General features: G+C 37.0%; 14 protein-coding genes. 9 read left to right on the top strand and 5 right to left on the bottom strand.

Annotated elements, in window-relative coordinates; genetic code table 11:
- Positions 1 to 82: 82 nt before the first annotated feature.
- Positions 83 to 481, bottom strand: coding sequence for a DNA-directed RNA polymerase subunit omega (rpoZ, locus tag ACFIKH_RS02400; RefSeq protein ID WP_375625042.1), 399 nt, complete (start codon positions 479 to 481; stop codon positions 83 to 85).
- A gap of 545 nt (positions 482 to 1026) precedes the next feature.
- Here rpoZ and ACFIKH_RS02405 point away from each other — a divergent pair.
- On the top strand, positions 1027 to 1695 hold the full coding sequence (locus tag ACFIKH_RS02405) for a uracil-DNA glycosylase (protein ID WP_375625043.1): 669 nt from the start codon (positions 1027 to 1029) through the stop codon (positions 1693 to 1695).
- 49 nt (positions 1696 to 1744) lie between these two features.
- Here ACFIKH_RS02405 and smpB read toward each other — a convergent pair whose 3' ends face one another.
- A complete protein-coding gene (smpB, locus tag ACFIKH_RS02410) occupies positions 1745 to 2221 on the bottom strand; it encodes an SsrA-binding protein SmpB (RefSeq protein ID WP_012231306.1) in 477 nt (158 codons plus the stop codon).
- A gap of 18 nt (positions 2222 to 2239) precedes the next feature.
- Positions 2240 to 3124 carry a 4-hydroxy-tetrahydrodipicolinate synthase gene (dapA, locus tag ACFIKH_RS02415; protein ID WP_375625842.1) on the bottom strand — a complete coding sequence of 295 codons (885 nt, stop codon included), beginning with the start codon at positions 3122 to 3124 and terminating at the stop codon, positions 2240 to 2242.
- Positions 3125 to 3376: 252 nt separating this feature from the next.
- Between dapA and ACFIKH_RS02420 the strand changes: the two genes are divergently transcribed.
- Complete coding sequence (locus ACFIKH_RS02420; protein WP_375670922.1) at positions 3377 to 5467, top strand: lytic transglycosylase domain-containing protein; 2091 nt, start codon at positions 3377 to 3379, stop codon at positions 5465 to 5467.
- A 242-nt stretch (positions 5468 to 5709) separates the two neighbouring features.
- Here ACFIKH_RS02420 and ACFIKH_RS02425 read toward each other — a convergent pair whose 3' ends face one another.
- Positions 5710 to 6492, bottom strand: coding sequence for a cell envelope integrity protein TolA (locus ACFIKH_RS02425; protein WP_375625186.1), 783 nt, complete (start codon positions 6490 to 6492; stop codon positions 5710 to 5712).
- A gap of 244 nt (positions 6493 to 6736) precedes the next feature.
- Here ACFIKH_RS02425 and ACFIKH_RS02430 point away from each other — a divergent pair, with 244 nt between their 5' ends.
- From ACFIKH_RS02430 to ACFIKH_RS02450, 5 genes are all read left to right on the top strand, one after another.
- Entirely contained in the window at positions 6737 to 8917 is a 2181-nt protein-coding gene (locus tag ACFIKH_RS02430) for a TonB-dependent hemoglobin/transferrin/lactoferrin family receptor (protein ID WP_375670924.1), read from the top strand.
- A 271-nt stretch (positions 8918 to 9188) separates the two neighbouring features.
- A complete protein-coding gene (locus tag ACFIKH_RS02435; RefSeq protein ID WP_375625047.1) occupies positions 9189 to 10232 on the top strand; it encodes a hemin-degrading factor in 1044 nt (347 codons plus the stop codon).
- 18 nt (positions 10233 to 10250) lie between these two features.
- Positions 10251 to 11153: a hemin ABC transporter substrate-binding protein gene (locus tag ACFIKH_RS02440; protein ID WP_375625048.1), complete on the top strand. Its 903-nt coding sequence runs from the start codon at positions 10251 to 10253 to the stop codon at positions 11151 to 11153.
- A 5-nt stretch (positions 11154 to 11158) separates the two neighbouring features.
- Positions 11159 to 12256, top strand: coding sequence for a FecCD family ABC transporter permease (locus tag ACFIKH_RS02445; protein ID WP_375625834.1), 1098 nt, complete (start codon positions 11159 to 11161; stop codon positions 12254 to 12256).
- A complete protein-coding gene (locus ACFIKH_RS02450; RefSeq protein WP_375653271.1) occupies positions 12253 to 13086 on the top strand; it encodes a heme ABC transporter ATP-binding protein in 834 nt (277 codons plus the stop codon). The genes ACFIKH_RS02445 and ACFIKH_RS02450 overlap by 4 nt, the downstream gene beginning before the upstream one ends.
- A 1146-nt stretch (positions 13087 to 14232) precedes the next feature.
- On the opposite strand, the gene ACFIKH_RS02455 is transcribed toward ACFIKH_RS02450, so the two are convergent.
- Positions 14233 to 15207, bottom strand: a complete 975-nt coding sequence (locus ACFIKH_RS02455) for a tail fiber protein (RefSeq protein ID WP_375625830.1) — start codon at positions 15205 to 15207, stop codon at positions 14233 to 14235.
- Positions 15208 to 17763: 2556 nt separating this feature from the next.
- On the opposite strand from ACFIKH_RS02455, the gene thiC reads away from it, so the two are divergent.
- Both thiC and ACFIKH_RS02465 read left to right on the top strand, forming a co-directional pair.
- Entirely contained in the window at positions 17764 to 19599 is a 1836-nt protein-coding gene (thiC, locus tag ACFIKH_RS02460) for a phosphomethylpyrimidine synthase ThiC (protein WP_375625828.1), read from the top strand.
- Positions 19596 to 20546 (top strand): FAD-dependent oxidoreductase, encoded by a 951-nt coding sequence (locus ACFIKH_RS02465; protein ID WP_375625826.1) that lies wholly within the window; start codon positions 19596 to 19598, stop codon positions 20544 to 20546. Before thiC ends, ACFIKH_RS02465 begins: the two co-directional genes overlap by 4 nt.
- Position 20547 lies beyond the last annotated feature (1 nt).

Below are 20547 nucleotides of genomic sequence, written 5' to 3' on the forward strand. Positions count from 1 at the left end.
CGTCCTATCAATAAAAGACAAGAAAAATAATTGCTCCTCACATGACAAGGTATCTTTACTCCTGTAACATAAATTGCTGCAATTAATAATCGTCACTTTTTTCTGGAACAACCAAACCTTCAATACCCGCTAAAAGCTCTTCTTCTGACATATGATCAAATGAAGTACCTTCTTCTTGCGACGACGTATTAAAAGCACTTTCAGCTTCACCTGAATGGGTAATAAATTCACTTGCCATTTCTGGCTCATCTACTTCCACATGCTTTTGCAGCGAATGAATAAGGTCTTCCTTTAAATCAGCAGGCGACAATGTTTCTTCTGCTATTTCACGCAAAGCAACAACTGGATTTTTATCATTATCACGATCAACCGTAATCTGCGCTCCTTGTGAAATCTGACGCGCCCGATGACCTGCTAAAAGTACCAATTCAAAGCGGTTGTCAACTTTATCAATACAATCTTCTACCGTTACGCGGGCCATTTATGCCTCTTTCTCAAATAAAAAAATTTAATAGCGGATAGGGAAGTATATACAATAATCAAAACAAAACACAAGAAAAACAACACAAACTTTTATATTTTTTGATTAAAGAAATTATTTAAGAAAATTTATAAAAATGTATAACCTATTCATGCCCGTTATCAAAGCTGCTCTTAAAAGCATTCCAATAGATTGGCTTCAAACAGAGGGAGCTCTTTCTTGACAAAATACTTGTCTGGAGTCTTTATCCTTTTAAAAAGAATACCAGCTGTTGAAAATCCTTTGCAATAAAGGCAGCCTTATGCATAATTTTTATGATAATATTTTATCTTAAAGAGAGAGATTTTTTCTTTGAACATCATGTGTATTACGCTCTTATTCATCGAATAAATTACTGAAAGATTACCTCTCTTTACACAATAATTAGTAATAAGTTTATATTAAATTTTATTTATATTCATTATAGATTGTTTCTCAAAACATAACCCGTCATATACGCTATAAAAGACTCAAAAAAATAGAAAAAACGATTGATGCCTAACACCATGAATAACCAATTAACATCACTTTTCCCAGAACCACCCAAAAATTGCAATTTATGTCCTAGGCTCCATCAGTTTATCGCTGACTGGCGTGTAAAAGAACCAAGTTGGTATAACGCACCGGTGCGCCCCTTCTTTCCTTATAAAGGAGCAGACACAACGCGCCTTCTTATTGTTGGACTTGCTCCTGGATTACGTGGAGCAAATCGAACTGGACGTCCGTTCACTGGTGATTATGCTGGGCACTTACTTTATTCAACTTTAAAAAAATTTGGTTTTGCCCAAGGAACCTTCGAAGAAAGAGCAGATGATACTCTTGAACTGATTGATGCAGCAATCGTTAACTCTGTTCGTTGTGTTCCACCAGAAAATAAACCCACCGGTGCAGAAATTAACACGTGCCGCTATTTCTTCTCACCTCTTTTAACAAATCTTCCCAAACTTAAAGCCGTTATTACCTTAGGAACCATTGCACACCATTCAACGATACGTGCCCTTAATGCAAAAGTTTTAGCTCACCCTTTTGGACACGGCGAAATCAATAACATCGGCAGATTACGCATCTTTTCAAGCTATCACTGTTCTCGTTATAATACAAATACTGGACGCTTGACAGACGCCATGTTTCACCAAATTTTTCAAGCAGCAAAAACATACTTAGATCAATGCTAAAACTGTTTTAAACCAGCGCTATAAATAAAGGATACCTAGATCGCATTCGTCATCCATATCTTTTTAAAAGTCTTGCTTTTTCACGTCCCCAATCGCGTTTTTTTTCCGTTTCTCGCTTATCATGAAGTTTTTTCCCCCGCGCTAGAGCAATCTCCAACTTAACGCGCCCACGTTCATTAAAATAAAGTTTAAGAGGAACAAGCGTCATTCCTTCACGAGACGTTGCATTAAAAAAACGTGCCATCTCACGTTTTGAAAGTAATAACTTGCGCAAACGTCGCGGTTCATGATTAAAACGATTAGCCTGCGTATATTCAGGAATATAGCTGTTTACTAACCATAATTCCCCATTCTCAAAACTCGCATAGCTTTCAGCAATATTGGCATGATTAGAACGTAAGGACTTTACTTCCGCTCCCTGAAGGACAAGACCGGCCTCGAGATTATTAAGGATTTCAAAATTAAAACGTGCTTTACGATTGTCAGCAATTATTTTCCGTACGGGCGCGTTCTTTTTTTTATTCATGGCTTTGTCAATATCATTTTATGCTTTTAAAATACCAGCATGACTGAGGGCTGCATCAATAATCTTCTTTGTTCTTTCTGTTAACGGAACAATCGGAGAACGCACAGTATCACCACAAAATCCTAATTTTGCAGCAGCATATTTAATACCCGCTGGACTAGGCTCAATAAACACAGCACGATTAAGAGGCATCAAGCGATCATTTAATTCTCGTGCTGTTTTATAATCACCACGAAAACAAGCATCTTGAAGCTCTGCACACAGCTTTGGAGCAACATTGGAGGAAACTGAAATACACCCCATACCTCCATGTGCATTAAAACCTAACGCTGTACAATCATCACCGGAAAGCTGTACAAAATCCTTCCCACACTTTTCACGTTGTTCACTAACGCGTTCAATTCTGCTCGTTGCATCTTTTACACCAATGATATTTTTAAAATCTTGATAAAGGTCTTTCATCGTTTCCACAGCCATATCGATAACAGAACGACCAGGAATATTATAAATTATAATCGGAATAGAAACAGCTTTGGCAATGGAAGAAAAATGTTTGTATAAACCAGATTGATTTGGTCTATTATAATAGGGAGTGACAACCAAAACTGCATCTGCACCAGCTTTTTGCGCGTATTGTGCAAGCTCTACAGCCTCACTTGTGCTATTTGATCCCGCTCCAGCAACAACAGGAACACGCTTTGCGACCTGCTCAACACACAATTCTATAATCCGCTTATGTTCTTCATGACTTAACGTTGCTGATTCACCGGTTGTCCCAACTGGGCTTACACCGTTAATCCCTTGTGTGATCTGCCATTCAATAAAATCACAAAACGCCTTCTCATCAATTGCGCCCTTATTATCAAACGGTGTAATAAGCGCAGTTATAGCTCCCTTGAGCATGATAAACTCCCTATAATGTTCGCTTTTATTTTTTTTAATAATCGCCTTTTATAAATTTTAAATAGAGCATAATCTTGCTCTATCATTGAAGCAAGATGAATTTCAAAAAAAGCCCTCTTAAGATAAAAATATTCCTCCTTAAATGTTGCACATTTTTTTAAAATAAGCCGTCTATATTAACGCGTTTTTCATGCTTGTGTTCTATAAATCCTTAAGTTTTTACAAAAAGCAAGGTCTCAAGGTCTTTTCTCTATGCGTGTATTTTCCACCTCTCTTTTCGTATCAACCTTTACTGCACTTATACTGGCAATAAGAATTTTATTTTCAAGTGCATCCGCGCAAACACCCCTTTTGCACGGGAAAGCGCCAATCCCTTTGGTGCGCCCTACTCCCTTTACCGAAAAAGAAGCTCTAGAGCCTCTTCAACAGATACACACGACATTACACAATACTGCTACACTTCAGAAACTGAAAGCTGGGCTAGATGCACTAGCAAACAACAATATTGCAAAAACAATAAATCTTCGTAATTCAATGGAAAAACATAGCCTTGATCGTCATATTTTGACATGGGCGCTGGGGATATCAAACCAAGCTGATATACCAAGTTCTGAAATATTTAATGCAATCAACATGCTAAAAGGATGGCCCAGTATAGAAACGATGCAACGCAATGCTGAACGTGCTTTTCTTAACGAAACCAACCTCACACGCGCAATCATCCAAAAATTTTCTCATCACCCGCCCCAAACAGCGCAAGGAATGGCTCTCTTCGCTAAAGCACTTATTGCAACGGGACAAACCACTCGTGCTCGACACGTTATTGCGCCATGGTGGCATAAAACACAGCTTAATGCAAAAGAAGAAATATTTGTTCTTAAAAATGCAAGCGCTGCATTAAAACCTATTGATCATCTGAAACGCATGCAGTTTATGCTGTATGCATATCGTTTTGATTCAGCAGCACGCGTTGCAAAATTAGCCCATGCTCAATCTCTTTTTGATGCTTTTGTGGCCGTTGAAAAAAATGATCCTAGAGCTACACAAAAATTAAAAGCTGTAGAAAGATCATGGCAAAAAGATCCTCTTTTTCAGTTTGCTCGAATACGCCATCTTCGACGAACAGAGCAATATAATGCAGCTGCAGCACTCATGATGAAAACATCAAAAGATGCATTCCACCTTATGAACCCTCATTCATTATGGAAAGAACAACGCGCCCTTTCTCGTGAAATGCTCGATTTAAACAAACCAAAAATTGCTTATCAACTCGTTGCAATGCACACTGGTATAACATCTGCATTAGCTATCGATGCTGAGTTTCATGCAGGATGGTACGCACTACGGTTTCTTCATAACCCTAAATTGGCAATGCAGCATTTTTCACGTATTCCTCAACTCTCTTCTTTACCTTTTTCTGCATCACGTGGATATTACTGGATGGGACGAACAGCAGAAACGCTAGAAGAACATAAAAATGCCCAGCAATACTTTCATCGCGCAGCTCATTTTGGTGCAACTTACTATGGTCAATTAGCCGCTGCACGACTCAACCAAAAAAAGCTTAAAGTTTCCTTTCCCAAACCAACAACCGCTGAGCGACAACATTTTAGTGCACGAAAAGCGATCAAAGCAATTCAACGTCTTGAAGCAGCCGGCTATGCTGATTTTGCTAAAATTTTTTATAGAGAGCTCGGAAAAAAAATAGAAAGTCCCGGCGAATTAGCCCTTCTGGCTGTTATGGCAGAAAAAAACGGAGACTATTATACCAGTCTCAAAATTGGAAAAATGGCTGTTTTTCAGGGAAAAAATGTCGGTGCACTCTCTCATCCTCTGGGAGCTATACCAGCTTCTACTAATATTTCTGTAGAAGAAAAATCGCTTATCTATGCCATTGCACGCCAAGAAAGCGAATTTAATCCAACAGCCATATCAAAAGCAGGTGCACAAGGTATACTCCAATTGCTTCCTACAACAGCAAAAGCATTGGCAAAAAAACACTCAATTGCATGGTCTCCTAAAAAATTTAGCAGTGATGCTCATTATAATGCAACATTAGGTGCCCATTTTCTTAATGAACAATTGGAACGTTTTAATGGATCCTATATACTAACTCTTATTGGCTATAATGCGGGTCCCCGTCGTGTCAATGAATGGATAAAACGTTATGGCGATCCTCGAGGACAATCTCTCGATAACGTCATTGATTGGATTGAGCGTATTCCTTATACAGAAACACGTAATTACGTGATGCGTGTCATGGAAAATTATGGTGTCTACAAAGCAAGACTCACTGGGAAAATAGATATAAAAACCGACCTGCTTTCTGGTCGACGGAAATAATATGCCTTAACTTCCCAAATAGTACTTTGAAAGCGTTCATAAGACGTGTTTTTATTCCTTTTTAAATAGCACCCACATACCAACCTGCTTATGATGTATACGCAAGTAATTTTAATTGATTCAGTATCAATAAATTCAAAATGAGAAAACCCTATGCTATTAGGATCTTTTATTTCAAATACAAAATGATGAATTATCATTATAAATCAATATATTATAAGAAAAGCGCCCCATATAAAAAATCAGCTAAATATCAAGGATACTCTGATTATTTTATTCACTTTTGATGGGGGGGGGGGGGGGAAAGAACCAACGCGTTGAAGTGCCGCCATCGCTAATCGATCAAGTTCCGGATTACCAGCAGAGACTGCTACACGACTAGAAAAAATACTCCCCTGCTTATGCACCATAAATTCTAACTTCACCGTTCCTTTTGCACGACTGGTACGCTGTCCCACAATATAATTTTTTTGCCTTTCTAATTGTGACTGTACCTTTGCTAACCACTCCATTAACAACATATCTTCAAGCCCTGCTGTACTGACGCCCTTGTTGGTGGAAGAAGAACGTACCGCCTTTGCATTGGAGCGCTTTACTACAGCTTTTGGCATCGGTATTGTTTTTTTGATAAACGCTTTATGCTCCACTTTTTGAGGAAGGGGTTCTTCCAAAGACTTTAAGTCATCTTGTTCTACCATATGCTGAGGCTCTTCCGATTGAACTTCATCCACGGATTCTAATTCCTCTGACTCCTTCTCTAAAAGATCAGACTGTAATACTTTTGGCTCTGTATTAATATCCGAATTAATATCCGACTCTGTATGAATATCTGACAAATCTGTATCAACATCCGGATAGATAGTTTCTTGCACAAAAGTCAGCATAATCTCCGACGAGAGCAAGCTATTACTTACACCCGTACTTTGAAAATAAAACTGCGCTCCCAATAATACATGCAAAAATAAAGCTCCAACAAATGCACCAATCCAAAGAGTTAATAATTGCGTCGTATTTTCAAAATTCATCGTTTCTTCTGCCGCTATTTTAAGCTTAATATTGGTGTAAATCTCATTAAAACAGGCTATTTTGAAATTGCAACTTTTTTCTTGACTGATTTTGTCATGTTTAATATGGTTTTCTAGTGGTTTTGTCTTGTTGGCAAAATCACTTCTGCTTGGCTGGCAAGTTTTAATCAGCGGGTCCAGCCTTTTTGTATGTAAATAAAATTTCAAAACAGAGAGGGGATGTTTAAAAAGGTTGTGATGTGTTATGCAAATAAGACGAAAAAATATCTATAAAAGCTGTGTGATTTTAAGTGCATTATCGGTCTGTATACCTTCATTTGTTTTTGCACGAAATAAAGATGGAGGAGCTGTCACTGAACTCAAACCAATTGTTATTGAAGAGAAAAAAATAGGGACGGCCTTGGATTCGGTCACTATTCTGACAGATCGGAAAACCGCGAAGGATATTCGTGAGAAACAAATAACTGATGCCTATGATATTAGTCGTCTTTATCCAACCGTGGGGTATAGCCCAAGTAATAACAGTTTTGTCATTCGTGGTTTAGAAGCAAACCGTGTTCTCACAACAGTGGATGGTATTGTTCTTCCGTGGTTCAATGATATATTGCGTAATAACAGTGGTAACACAATGTTTGACTTTAGTGCGCTTTCCACACTTGATGTTATTCAGGGACCGGATTCTAGTCTTTATGGATCTGGTGCACTGGGAGGAGTTGTTGCGTTGCGTACCCTTGATCCTGAAGATCTTATCACAGAAGGAAAAAATTGGGGTGGTCTTATAAGAAGTGGTTATCATTCTGTTGATAATAGTTGGCACGTAGATCAAGCTGTTGCAATGCGTGCTCAACAAACGTTTTTGCTTTTCCAAGGTTCTTATGCGGAAGGTCATGAGCGCAAAAATATGGGAACCCTAGAAGGTTATGGAGAGCGCACACGTAAAAACCCTGCTCATTTTGACCAAAATAATTTGCTCTTTAAAATTCACCAATACCTTGATGACAATCACCGACTTGGTTTTACAGCAGAACGTTTTGGTCACAATGTTGATACACATTCATTGAATGCTTCTGAAAGATATTATGCCCGTGGTTCCGTTTATGACAAGGACGACAAACTCCGTGAACGCCTTTCTCTTTCTTATGACTATAACGGCAATGAAGATGCACTTTTTGATGCGTTTCGTGGACAGATTTATTGGCAAAGACAGTCAAGTCATGATATTATGACTTCATTTCGTGTTCGGGCACCCAAAGGGGATTTTTTGAGAGATAATTTTTTGCGTAATACCAATTATGGTTTCAATGCTGATGCTCTCAAGAAGGTTCATATTGGCACTGTAGACCATACGTTAAAGCTTGCCGCTAATGTCTTGTCATCTAAGTTTCATCATTATTTGTTCGGGAAAGATAATTGTCACTTGCCGGAAAATGCACGGGGATGCCTCTTTGTGCCCGCTAATCGGTCAGATTCACCAGATACAAATGGCTATAATTTGGGTTTTGTTTTCGAAGATGAAATTGGCCTTGCCGATAACCATTTCCGTATCACACCTGGAATTCGTTATGATTGGTATAAGTATGTCCCTCAGAAAACGTCTTCTTATGAGAAAGCTCTACTTTCTGACAAATTTCCTCCAGAAAGAAATGGTTCACGTTTTTCTCCCAAATTACGTGTGGAGTGGGATGTTCGTGATCAAGTAACGCTTTATGCCCAATGGGCACAGGCTTTTCGTGCACCACGTATTGCAGAACTTTACGTCTCTTATATAAAACCCTCTGCTTATTACTCGAAGGGCAACCCTGATCTTAAAGCAGAAACGAGCAATGGGTATGATGTTGGTATAAGGTATGGAAATAGAAATTTGGGTGGTTCAGTCAGTGCCTTTTTCAATCAATACAAGGACTTCATAGACACTGTGGATAAAGGTCCATCAGAGGAATTCCCATTAGCACGTCGCCATTATATAAATCGTGCAAATGTGCGTATTTATGGTGCTGAAGCAAAAATACATTTGGCTCTTAATGGTGGATTCCATAGCAATTTTGCTCTTGCCTATTCGCAAGGAAAAGATATTGATAAAGATGAATATCTTAACTCAATTCCAGCTTTAAAAGCGATTGTTGGGATCGGATATGCAAAAGAAATCTGGGGAGCAGACGTTGTTCTTACCTCATCTGCCAAACGTGATAAAGTTGCTAAGGAATCGGACTATCAAAAAATTCCAGGTTATAATATTATTGATGTGTCAGGTTGGTTGAAGCCATTTGGTGAAAAGGGTCCTGTTATAAGGGCTGGTGTTTATAATCTGTTCAATCAAAAATATTGGAATGTATCAGATCTTCCTTCCGATGACGGCTCAACACCGAAGGATTATTATAGTCAGCCTGGTCGCAACTTTAAAGTTTCGTTCGTGCAAAAATTTTAGTCACTTTTGTTAATCATTAGATCAATTAAAAAGGTTATATCGATAAAAAATAAATTATTGCGTTTCTGTTCTCATTGTTCTTTGAACAACGAATTTTGAGGTTTGCGCTTTAACTCTTTGTAATTTATTGGTTTTTATTGTTCTATTGTTGATAAAATAAGGGCTTTTTTGGTGGTGAGTTGAACCATTAGTTGATAGTGGTTCAACTCACTGTTTTTGAGTTTTAAAATTAAACAATTAACCTTTAAACAGGTAACATAAGGATAAGCCCATGTCATACACAGCCGAAATGATTATTCACTTGCGTGAAGAAAAAAAAGAAATGCGTAACCGCGATTTCGCGGACTCTATTGGTATATCCGAAGCAGAACTCATTGCGGCTTATTGTACAATTGGAAAAGCAAAAAAACTACGCGCTGATGTCGCTACTCTCTTGGAAAATGCTCCTAAACTTGGAATAGTCATGGCATTAACACGGAATGAAAATGCTGTCCATGAAATAACAGGATGTTTTGAGAAGATTGTTCAAAGTCAGCATATTCCGATAACACTCGGTGAAATTGACTTGCGTATTTTTTCAAAACAGTGGAAGTTTGGTTTCGAGCATGACGTGACTATTCTCGGAACACCTATGAAAAGTCTGCAATTTTTTGATCAATATGGCATTGCTATTTTCAAACTCTATTCTCAAGACGCAACAAATATGGAAGAATGGGCTGCACTTGTTGAAAAGTTGCTTCATGACGATCAATCATCCGCACTTGATATTTCTCCCGCTCCTACTCCAGTACAATGTGATACGGCAAAGCTAGATGTTGAAAAGTTCCGAGATCGTTGGCGACAAATGACTGATGTGCATCAACTTCATGGAATTATTTCTGAACTGAAAATTAATCGACATAATGCCGTAAAACATGCCGGAAATGAATTTGCCGATGAGTTAAAAATAGAAGCTGTTGAGATGATGCTCAAACAAGTTGCACAAGAAGAGTTACCAATTATGTGTTTTGTTGGAAATAAAGGATGTATCCAAATTTTCACTGGGCAAGTAAAGAATATTAAGCAAATGGGACCTTGGCTTAATGTTCTCGATCAGAAGTTTCACCTCCATTTACTCGTTTCTGGAATCAAGAAGGTATGGCGTGTTCGCAAACCTACAATTGATGGATATGTCAACTCACTTGAAGTTTTCGATAAAGATGATGAGATGATTATTCAATTCTTTGGCGTACGCAAGGAGGGCCAAAAAGAACGTGAAGATTGGCGCTCTTTATTGAATGGTTTACCATCGAGCCAAGAAAACAGCAGTAACTAAGATAAGGTAAGGTCAGACATGTTCATATCTCTTTTGCATAGGTTATCAAACCTTTTCCTTATATGTTTACTGCTCTCTCTTACCTGTTTTTCTAAACAAGTGATTGCTGAACCCACAACCCGTTTTCCTGAAAATGCTCGAATTGTTTCTATCGGCGGAGCACTTACAGAAATTGTCTATGCATTGGGTGCCCAAGATCAGCTTGTCGCCCGTGATAGTACAAGCGTCTACCCGCAAGAAGCGCTCAAGCTTCCTGTGCTTGGATATATGCGTGCTCTTTCACCGGAGGGTGTTTTATCACTTGCCCCAGAGGGCATATTGCTTGTTGAAGGAAGCGGTCCCGCTTCAACAATTGATATTCTCAAAAAAACATCAATCCCTCTGGTGATCATACCAGAAGACTACTCCCGTGAAAATGTGATAGAAAAGATTCGCCTCGTTGGTCAAGCCATTCATCGGGAAGTTCAAGCCGCTGCGTTAATTGAAAAATTGAAGCGTAATTTTTTAGAAAACGATACGCTTTTGGCGAAAGTAACAACACCAAAGCGTGTTCTTTTTGTTTTCTCTGTGCAAAATGGACGCGTCATGGCATCTGGAACAGGTACTGCAGCTGATAGTATGATAAAACTTTCAGGTGCTATCAATGCTATCACCGATTATAAAGGATATAAACTTCTCAACGGCGAAGCGTTATTGAAATCAGATCCTGATGTTATCTTACTTGTAAAACATGGTGCAAGATCAACTAGCATTGATAAGATTTTAGCCATACCGGCAGTTCAAGCAACAACAGCAGCAAAAAATCATGCCATAAAACAGATGGATGCTATGTATTTTTTAGGATTTGGTCCACGCACTGCAGACGCATCAAGAGAGCTTATTGAGATACTTTATGGTGCAAATCAAAACGGTAAGAGCTGATAAAAATGGTAGACGGTACATCCATGATGCATTTACCTGAAACAAAAGAAGGTAAAAAAATAAACCGTTCAAAGCAGGGGAAGGTTTTATTATTAAGCTTAATAATATTCCTTACCTTCAGTATTTTTGGTGGGCTCTTGAATGGTGCCGCAAAGGTTTCTTTCCTTGATCTCCTCCATGTGATGCTTACACAAGATTTTTCAGTAAGTAGTAAAACGCGTGATTACCTGGTGCTTATCGACATAAGGCTTCCCCGTGTTATCTTTGGATTGTTAATTGGAGCAGCTTTAGCTGTCTCCGGTGTTCTTATGCAAGGGCTTTTCCGTAATCCTCTTGCAGATCCTGGAATTATAGGTGTATCAGCAGGTGCTGGACTTGGAGCAGTCTTAGCAATTGTTGTCGGTATTGCTTTTCCTGTTTCATTTGCACCTTTTCTAGAGCCTTACAAAGTTATCATAGGTGCTTTTTTTGGTGGACTTTTATCAACGATTATTCTCTACATAATAGCAACGCATAATAGCTTTACCTCTATTGCAACCATGCTGCTTGCTGGTATTGCTCTTGGTGCATTAAGCAGTGCAGTTGTTGGAACATTGATTTTTATCGCAAATGACCAACAACTCCGTGATATCACTTTTTGGAGTCTTGGCTCTCTTGCAGGCGCTACATGGTTGAAAGTATGGCTCGTTCTCCCTTTCATCGTTATTGGTCTTCTTTTCTCTCCCTTTTTATCACGAGCACTTAATGCCCTTGCTCTTGGAGAAGCTGTTGCTGGCCATATTGGTTTCCATATTCAACGCGTTAAAAATATTGCTATTCCCCTTGTTGCCCTTATGTGTGGTAGTGCTGTTGCTGTCAGTGGTGGTATTGGTTTTATTGGTATTATTGTTCCTCATATTTTACGTCAACTCATTGGTCCTGATCATCGCTATCTCATTCCTTGCTCTGCTCTCTTGGGAGCAGCATTACTTATTTTTGCTGATACGTTTGCACGCTTAATTGTTGCCCCCGCAGAATTGCCGATTGGGATTGTAACAGCGCTTTTTGGTGCTCCTTTCTTTCTATGGATCCTTATATGCAAACGAGGAACAGACTTTTCATGATTAAAGCGACAAATATTTGTGTTCAGCGCGGAAAGAAGCAGATTCTTAAACACATTAATCTTCAAGCTAAAAGTGGTGCTTTTACCATTATTATTGGTCCTAATGGATCAGGAAAAAGTACTTTTATCAAAGCTCTGAGTGGTGAAATTCCTTACAGTGGAAAAATAACCTTAAATGGTTATAATGTATGCCAAACAAAAACTCATGAAATGGCAAAAATGCGCGCTGTGCTACCACAATCAACAACGCTCGTATTTCCATTCTTAGTCCATGAAGTTGTAGGGCTTGGCCTTTCTGTAAACCAATTTACCATTACCAAAGCCGAAGTGCAAAATCTTATCCAAAAAGCTTTAGAGTGCGTTGACCTTTCTGATTATGGCAACCTGTATTATCACCAATTATCAGGTGGAGAACAAGCTAGAGTACAACTTGCCCGTGTCCTTTGCCAAATCTGGAAACCTGTTCATAATGGGATTCCTCGCTGGATGATATTAGATGAACCTATTGCTAGCCTCGATATTCAACATCAAATCATCGTTATGGATATTGCTAAACAATTTGCCCATTCTGGTGGCGGCGTTCTTGCTGTTCTTCATGACCTCAATCTCGCAGCACATTATGCAGATAACATGATCTTGCTCAAGGAAGGAGAGATTTATTGCAAAGGAAATGCAACTAACGTTTTGACAACACAAAATCTTCGCGATGTTTATCATTGTTCTTTAAACGTTTCTGAATTACCTAAAGAAGATATCCCATTTATACTCCCTCAAACAGCCTCCTCCTATGAAATTAGATCTCTAAGCTATCGGTTTCAATCTAAAAACTAAAGTCCATAGAAAAATAAAACATGCAAATATTTAAGAATCTTTTTTATTTTTATATGAACTTCTTTTTGTCATCTGTCATTTTAAAAAAGAAAACCAAACACCCTAAAAATATTTTGAGAAAAAACCACTAGTTTAAAATCTTTCAAGATTTTACATAACTAAAAACATGCGAAATTTTGTTTTGCTATCAAGCTGTTAGATAATACGAATTTATACAACATAAATATGCGTTTTTCCACTCTTTCTATCACTTTTATCTTTATAAAAATGTTTCAAGAAATGCGTACAAATGCCTTTGTTATAATAATGGGGTGTATTATTTATATCTTCTAAGGACTATGTAGAAATCAAGTACCTTTCTCCCATCTATAAAAATTTATTTGTAGCTTTAATGGTAATATTTTCTTTATAACACATATACTTTAGCTTTTTGTATAAATAAATATTGATTTATAATGATATTTTTTACTTTTCTCTCTCTATTTAAAAAATCGTTTATTGGCATATCACAAAGAATTAAACTATTGAATAAAAACTTTAAAATAAAATCAATAACGCTTCTTGTAAGCCCCCTAATACAAAAACAATGCGGAATATAGGAATGAGGAGAGAGATAGCATTTGTCTGCTGCTTCACAAGCATAACGATGATTCCACTCAAGGAATACTATCATTTACAGATAAAGCCTACACCATAGCAATGCAAAGAAATGAAATGGACAACAAGATGAGAGATATCTTTATGAGATAAATTAACTCATACAGGGGTATGCTATTTTTACACAAAAAACGTTAAAAATATTGTACTTTTTATGCCTCAGGTTGAATAATTTTATCACCTTATCCCCTATCAAAACACCTTATGAACAAATATATCTCCAGATCTCTTCATGGCACAGTTTAAATGATTTAATACATTTTCCCTATGTTATCATACAATTATAAAAAAGTTATGATTTTCTTTTTCTTATAATAAATTATATCCTTAACTCTTTCTTTCAATCATTTTTAAATTGTTTTTTTGATTCTCTCAAGTATCCTATTAACAGTATAGACTTCCTCTTCATATGCATATGAAAATAACGCGGAATTGCTCCGCGTTAACAAAAATTATCAGGGTGTATAGATTATTATTACTCAAACATACTCATGATTTTATAGCATAGACAACGGTTGCATTAACAGGACGCGTTTCTGCCTCACCCGTATGGGAAAGAGTTACCTTGTGTGTATGTGCGCCAGCAGAACCTGTTCTCCCCTTCAGGGTCGCATTATAGGTATAATGGTTCGGTAGTCTCCCAATATCACCAACTGGCCATCCAACTCCTTTATACTCAAAATTATGCGCATGCTCGCCTGCATTTTCAATACTCCCAATATGCGTATGCGACTTTATGCTATCTTGTTGTTCATCTGCAAATTTTCTACCACCATCTAACCCCCGACCATTATCAAAGCCGCGTAAAAACATGCCTCTAAAATCAGGAACTTTAAAAGTTTTATTGCTGTCTTTTCCCCATTTATCACCTATTGCGTTGAATAACTGCGGATAATCTTCACGCTTATAGGCCTTACCATCACACAAAAGCCAACCATTTGGCACATTTTGCATAGCAAATGTTGCAATAAATCCAGAGGGAAAACTTTCTATCTTTGGTGGTGTAGGATTTAATAAATACCACCCCTCATGCTCTTTTATTAAAACACCATTATTGTATACCATTTCATAAATGCCATCTGTTTGAAATTCTCCACCTTCTAATGGTATAACCCCCGCATCAGTTGCTTTATAGATAAGCTTTTCTCCTATATTATTAACAGTTATTTTTGTCGAGCCAATATTTACACCACAAGCTTTAAAACGTATGATGATATCATTGTTGTATTTTTTTATAGGCGAAACTGTCTTTAAGGTAATTAATGTTGTTTTATCTTCCACATTTACTGTAAAGCTTGAATTAATAGATCCACCATTATCTGCAAGATATTCACGCACGCGCTGCATCATCGCCCGTGCACTATCATTAACAGAACTAGGCGGCTGACCTTCTGCCCAATTAATGATACTATCTGAATAAGCATTTTCATCAGCCTTTAGAGACCAATTGTAAATATTAGACATTATAAATCCCCCATTATTTTCATAGTTTTTCTAACAAATTCTCGTTCTGTGCACTAAAATGTGCTGCCACTGTTGATTGGTACATCATAATCACTGCACCATCCGTATTTACGCATTTTACCTCTCTTCACTCCTTATAATTTAATAACCTAAATTCACCAGATGCTTTTCATAACATTAGTATTAATGTTTTCTCTTCTAATGTGTGATGTAACCACCTCATCTGATGTTACTTAATATCTTGTTTTGTTGCTTTGCTGTTGTTATATAAATATTTCTCAAATCTTGCATCTTGTTGCAAAATTTATAAATACTGTTCAAAATTTTCCTTATTATGGATTTCATATAACCATTATCGAATGTAATAACTTATCATCCACATAGAAAGTTTCTGACTTAAGCATTATCTTTTTTATTTTTTTCAATAGTTTAAATCTATCTCGTTGATATTTTAAAACAAGGAAACTCTATCTTTTGGCTATCACTTGTATTAAAATTTTAAAGTTAGCTTTAAATTCTTTGCATGCTTCATTATGTTTTTATTCACATGCAAATGCTTTGTTCTATTTTATTCAATTTATTCCTGAAATTGTGTTACAAGGTCAGCACCAATGTTTTTTTGAACAGGCTTTTGTTCAATCTAAATGCACCATAGAGAATATACTCAATATGGCCATTTCCTCACACTTTCATTGAACTGGAAATGAAATACCACACACCTTCACCACATCTGAAGGTTGTATCCGATCCGGAAAACATTAAAAAACATAACCTAGCACCCTCCCCCAATTTTTATGAACAATACCCTTGTTTTTTTAATGCCCCGTAACCAAATTCTCCCCTCCCGCATTTAGCATATTTCTATATATGTTATTATATGTATATTTTTTTTGCAAGAATAATAAATCATTCTCAACAACATCTTGCAATTATTGGTGCTCTTCTCTATTCTTTCCAGCGTTTACCTCATTATTTAGTATAATTGAACTACTTAAAAATGATTTTTTTAACAAGATCTAAAAGATAAGCTATTTTTTATATCTTTCATAGTGTTCATAACGAGTTTTATGATATTAGTGGAACAATGCAAAGCAATTATAGAATGCTATGATAGTTTAGATAAAGAATTCACTAACGAATTTATCTATGAGTCTCTTGTTAACACATTTGTCTATCTCTGGGGTATACCAATCATCTTTTCCTGTATAGCTGCAGATTTTATATGGCTACCAATTGTAACATTGCTAATAATAGCAATATTAGTGGGAATTTGGTTACTCTTCCTCATAATTCCTTACTTATTCCAAAATTGGTTTTTGGCTTTGATAATCATTATTATAATAATTCTTTGTTTGCGTTTGTTTTATTTATTCCCTATTTTAGTGTTTAAAAATTTTTTTGAGGCGAATTTACTCAATTTTTCTCTTGTTGTATTATAATAAATAAGAGCACTTCATTATAATTAGAAAGCTTTTTGTATATCTTTTTGTATATAATGAGTGATTTCTTATCTGTAATATTACTGCACGATATCACATGACTCTTGAGTACCTTTACCTTGAAAACAAAGAGCTTTATGTCTCAGAAAATGAATTTAAGTAGTACTTTATACTGAGATACATCCTTTTGCTTTCTCTCTTCCAACTCTTTAAAAGTGTTGATGAAATTTCAAGATGAAAAGCCTTTGTTCATTTTCATCATCATTTTTTAATAATAAAGATTAAGTATTGTTTCACATTTTTGTTTATCGCATTCTTAATGGGAATATCTCCTCATGAAAAATAGAATGCCCCACACAAAATATAATGATATTGCATATCACGCACTTTTTAAAGAAACATTGCTCAAAATATACTCTGTTCATTTTACGATAGCACACGTCAATGATACAATAGAAAGCCATTACAGATCATCATCTTTAAGCTTTTGAAGATACAAGCTGGAACCCATTATACAATTTTGTTGGTCGCCACATTGCGATCGTCCTCGCATCTGAGAATGTTCATGTATGACTTTTCGCTTCCTTTCTTCAAGTATTTTGCCCCATATGCTCCCACTGATGACGTGCAAGAAGTGATTTTATATGAAAAGATGTATGATGAAAGAATCTTATGGTATTCTGAGTTATTATTTTAATATGAAAAAAATCTCGATCAGAGCTATAAACTATCTAATTTTTCCTTGATAATCCGTTTTTAACTTTATTCTTGTTTATAAAAGCTTCAGTATCATAGTTTATCACTTCATAATATCTATTTTCACTCTTAAAAAACACACCAAAATCATTTAAATATATTTTTATGATTGACAATATAGATATTTAAGCCAACCATATTCGTATTAAAAAAATACTTTAAATGGGAGGAGGCATGCAAATATTAGAATAGATATTGTATCAATTTTTCAAAATAAATTTTCTTGAGCTTTATTCGGTTTGCTTTGCTATAAAGCAAATACTATTTCTATTCATCCGAATGCTCGTAATTGATAATTTGAATATATCTCCATTAACATCGCAACCTATTTTTGAACTCTGTATCTATAAGGAAAAAGTTTGTGCAGAAAAATACTCCATCAATCAGTTGTAACCCCTTTCCCGCTTCACGCAAAATTTATCAACAAAGTCCTATCTTTTCTGATGTGCGCGTACCATTGCGTGAAATTTCACTGACTGATGGCAGTGGTGAGAAACCTTTAAAAGTTTACGATACTTCTGGCCCCTACACAGATAAAGATATGATCATTGATATTACAAAAGGCTTGCCAGCAATTAGCTTGCCTTGGCTCTCTAAGCGGGATGATACTGAAACTTATCCTGCACGATTAGTTAAACCTGAAGATAATGGATTGGCTTCTGATAAAAACCTTACACCAACCTTTAAACAAAAACGTCCCATTTTACGAGCAAAAAATGGCAAAGCAATTACACAAATGGCTTACGCGCGCGCAGGCATTATTACCGAAGAAATGGAATATGTGGCTATACGAGAAAATGAAGGATTAGCAGTAAAAGAACAGCAAAATGTACCATCAAATGAAACATTTGCTGGATCAATACCAGAAATTTATACTGCCGAATTTGTTCGCAATGAAATTGCTTGTGGACGCGCCATTATTCCACAAAACATTAATCATCCAGAGTGCGAACCCATGATTATTGGGCGTAATTTTCGTGTTAAAATTAATGCTAATATTGGCAATTCAGCAGTGACTTCATCTATGGAAGAAGAAGTTGATAAAATGGTTTGGGCCATTCGCTGGGGAGCAGATACAGTTATGGATCTCTCAACAGGTCGAAATATTCATAATATTCGTGAGTGGATTATTCGAAATGCCCCTGTTCCTATTGGAACTGTTCCACTTTATCAAGCACTCGAAAAAGTACAGGGTATTGCCGAAAACCTAACATGGGATATTTTCCGTGATACTCTTATTGAGCAAGCAGAGCAAGGTGTTGATTATTTTACCATTCATGCGGGATTAAGATTACCTTTTATCCCTTTGACCGTTGATCGGGTAACAGGTATTGTTTCACGAGGTGGTTCTATTATGGCAAAATGGTGCTTGCAGCATCACAAAGAAAGTTTTCTTTATGAACATTTTGATGAAATTTGTGATATTGCACGCACGTATGACATCTCTCTTTCCTTGGGGGATGGATTGCGCCCTGGCTCTATTGCCGATGCCAATGATGAAGCCCAATTTGCAGAGCTTAAAACTTTGGGAGAATTGACAAAAATTGCTTGGAAAAAAGATGTACAGGTTATGATTGAAGGTCCTGGGCATGTCCCAATGCACAAAATTAAAGAAAATATGGAGCAACAATTAGATCTCTGTCATGAGGCGCCTTTTTATACTTTGGGACCTCTTACAACCGACATTGCTCCTGGTTATGATCATATTACATCAGCAATTGGTGCCGCTATGATTGGATGGTTTGGAACAGCTATGTTGTGTTATGTAACACCTAAAGAACACCTAGGACTCCCCGATAGAAATGACGTAAAAACTGGTGTGATCACTTATAAAATTGCTGCTCATGCCGCTGACCTTGCCAAAGGTTTGCCTAGAGCACAATTGCGCGATAATGCTCTTTCGCGTGCACGATTTGATTTTAGATGGCATGATCAATTCAACCTTTCTCTTGATCCGGAAACAGCCTGTGCCTTTCATGATGAAACAATGCCTAAAGAAGCCCATAAATTGGTACATTTTTGTTCCATGTGTGGACCAAAATTCTGTTCTATGCGTATTTCTCATGATATTCGTGAGGCAGCAGCAATAAGAAAAACAAAAGGGGAAGGTATGATCGCCATGGCCGAAAAATATCAAAAAAATGGTGATCTTTATATGGAAATCATTTCTCCTCAAAAAAAGAAAGTAAACAGTTGAAGAACATTCTTATCAAAGGTGCAGGTGTAGGCGGCTTAACGGTTGCCTTTATATTACAGCAAAAAGGTGTTTCTGTTACTATATCGGCTCCCCCTCATTCTCCTATAGGAAGTGCTAGTTGGTATGCAGGAGGAATGCTCGCACCTTACTGTGAGAGAGAAAATGCGGAACAGATTGTTGAAGATCTTGGTATACAAGCTATACAGTGGTGGCGTAAAACGCTTCCCAACCTTGTCATACAAAAAGGCACTTTAGTGGTTGCACCTACACGAGATAGAGGAGAGCTTGAACGGTTTTCTGGACGCACGCATAATCACAAAACCATAGATAATATAGAGATAGCTCATCTTGAACCAGATCTTGCGGAACGTTTTAACTGTGCACTCTTTTATGAAAATGAAGCCCATATTGATCCTCGCAAAGCACTTATGGCTTTAAAAGAAAAGCTTCTCAACAATGGAGCGTGTTTTGTTGATGTAGAGACGGCTGAAACAAATTTTGATATTGTTATTGATGCGACAGGAATAGCACGTTTAGGAAAAGATAAAAATATACGGGGCGTACGCGGCGAAATGCTTCTCGTGCGCTGCACCGATATTAAAATTTCGCGTCCAATTCGTCTTCTTCATCCACGGTTTCCTCTCTACATTGTACCTCGACAAGATAATATTTTTATGATTGGTGCAACGATGATTGAAAGTGACTTTGATGGTGCAATCTCAGTGAGATCAATGATGGAACTGCTCAACGCGGCTTATACTTTACATCCTGCTTTTGCTGAAGCAGAAATTATTGAATCTGGCGTTGGTGTTCGTCCATGTTATCCTAATAACTTCCCTTCTGTGCATAAAGATGGTAACTTTATTTCTATTAATGGATTTTATAGACATGGTTTTCTGTTGTCTCCAGAAATGGCAAAACGAGCAATGGAATTGGCATTGGAATAAA

The sequence above is a fragment of the Bartonella sp. SD1336NMGDW genome (genome assembly GCF_042193565.1).
GTDB classification, from domain to species: Bacteria; Pseudomonadota; Alphaproteobacteria; order Rhizobiales; family Rhizobiaceae; genus Bartonella; species Bartonella grahamii.

Excerpts from the sequence above, each read along its gene's own strand:
- rpoZ (WP_375625042.1), bottom strand. The coding sequence starts at position 481 with ATGGCCCGCGTAACGGTAGAAGATTGTATTGATAAAGTTGACAACCGC.
- ACFIKH_RS02405 (WP_375625043.1), top strand. The coding sequence starts at position 1,027 with ATGAATAACCAATTAACATCACTTTTCCCAGAACCACCCAAAAATTGC.
- smpB (WP_012231306.1), bottom strand. The coding sequence starts at position 2,221 with ATGAATAAAAAAAAGAACGCGCCCGTACGGAAAATAATTGCTGACAAT.
- dapA (WP_375625842.1), bottom strand. The coding sequence starts at position 3,124 with ATGCTCAAGGGAGCTATAACTGCGCTTATTACACCGTTTGATAATAAG.
- ACFIKH_RS02420 (WP_375670922.1), top strand. The coding sequence starts at position 3,377 with ATGCGTGTATTTTCCACCTCTCTTTTCGTATCAACCTTTACTGCACTT.
- ACFIKH_RS02425 (WP_375625186.1), bottom strand. The coding sequence starts at position 6,492 with ATGAATTTTGAAAATACGACGCAATTATTAACTCTTTGGATTGGTGCA.
- ACFIKH_RS02430 (WP_375670924.1), top strand. The coding sequence starts at position 6,737 with ATGCAAATAAGACGAAAAAATATCTATAAAAGCTGTGTGATTTTAAGT.
- ACFIKH_RS02435 (WP_375625047.1), top strand. The coding sequence starts at position 9,189 with ATGTCATACACAGCCGAAATGATTATTCACTTGCGTGAAGAAAAAAAA.
- ACFIKH_RS02440 (WP_375625048.1), top strand. The coding sequence starts at position 10,251 with ATGTTCATATCTCTTTTGCATAGGTTATCAAACCTTTTCCTTATATGT.
- ACFIKH_RS02445 (WP_375625834.1), top strand. The coding sequence starts at position 11,159 with ATGGTAGACGGTACATCCATGATGCATTTACCTGAAACAAAAGAAGGT.
- ACFIKH_RS02450 (WP_375653271.1), top strand. The coding sequence starts at position 12,253 with ATGATTAAAGCGACAAATATTTGTGTTCAGCGCGGAAAGAAGCAGATT.
- ACFIKH_RS02455 (WP_375625830.1), bottom strand. The coding sequence starts at position 15,207 with ATGTCTAATATTTACAATTGGTCTCTAAAGGCTGATGAAAATGCTTAT.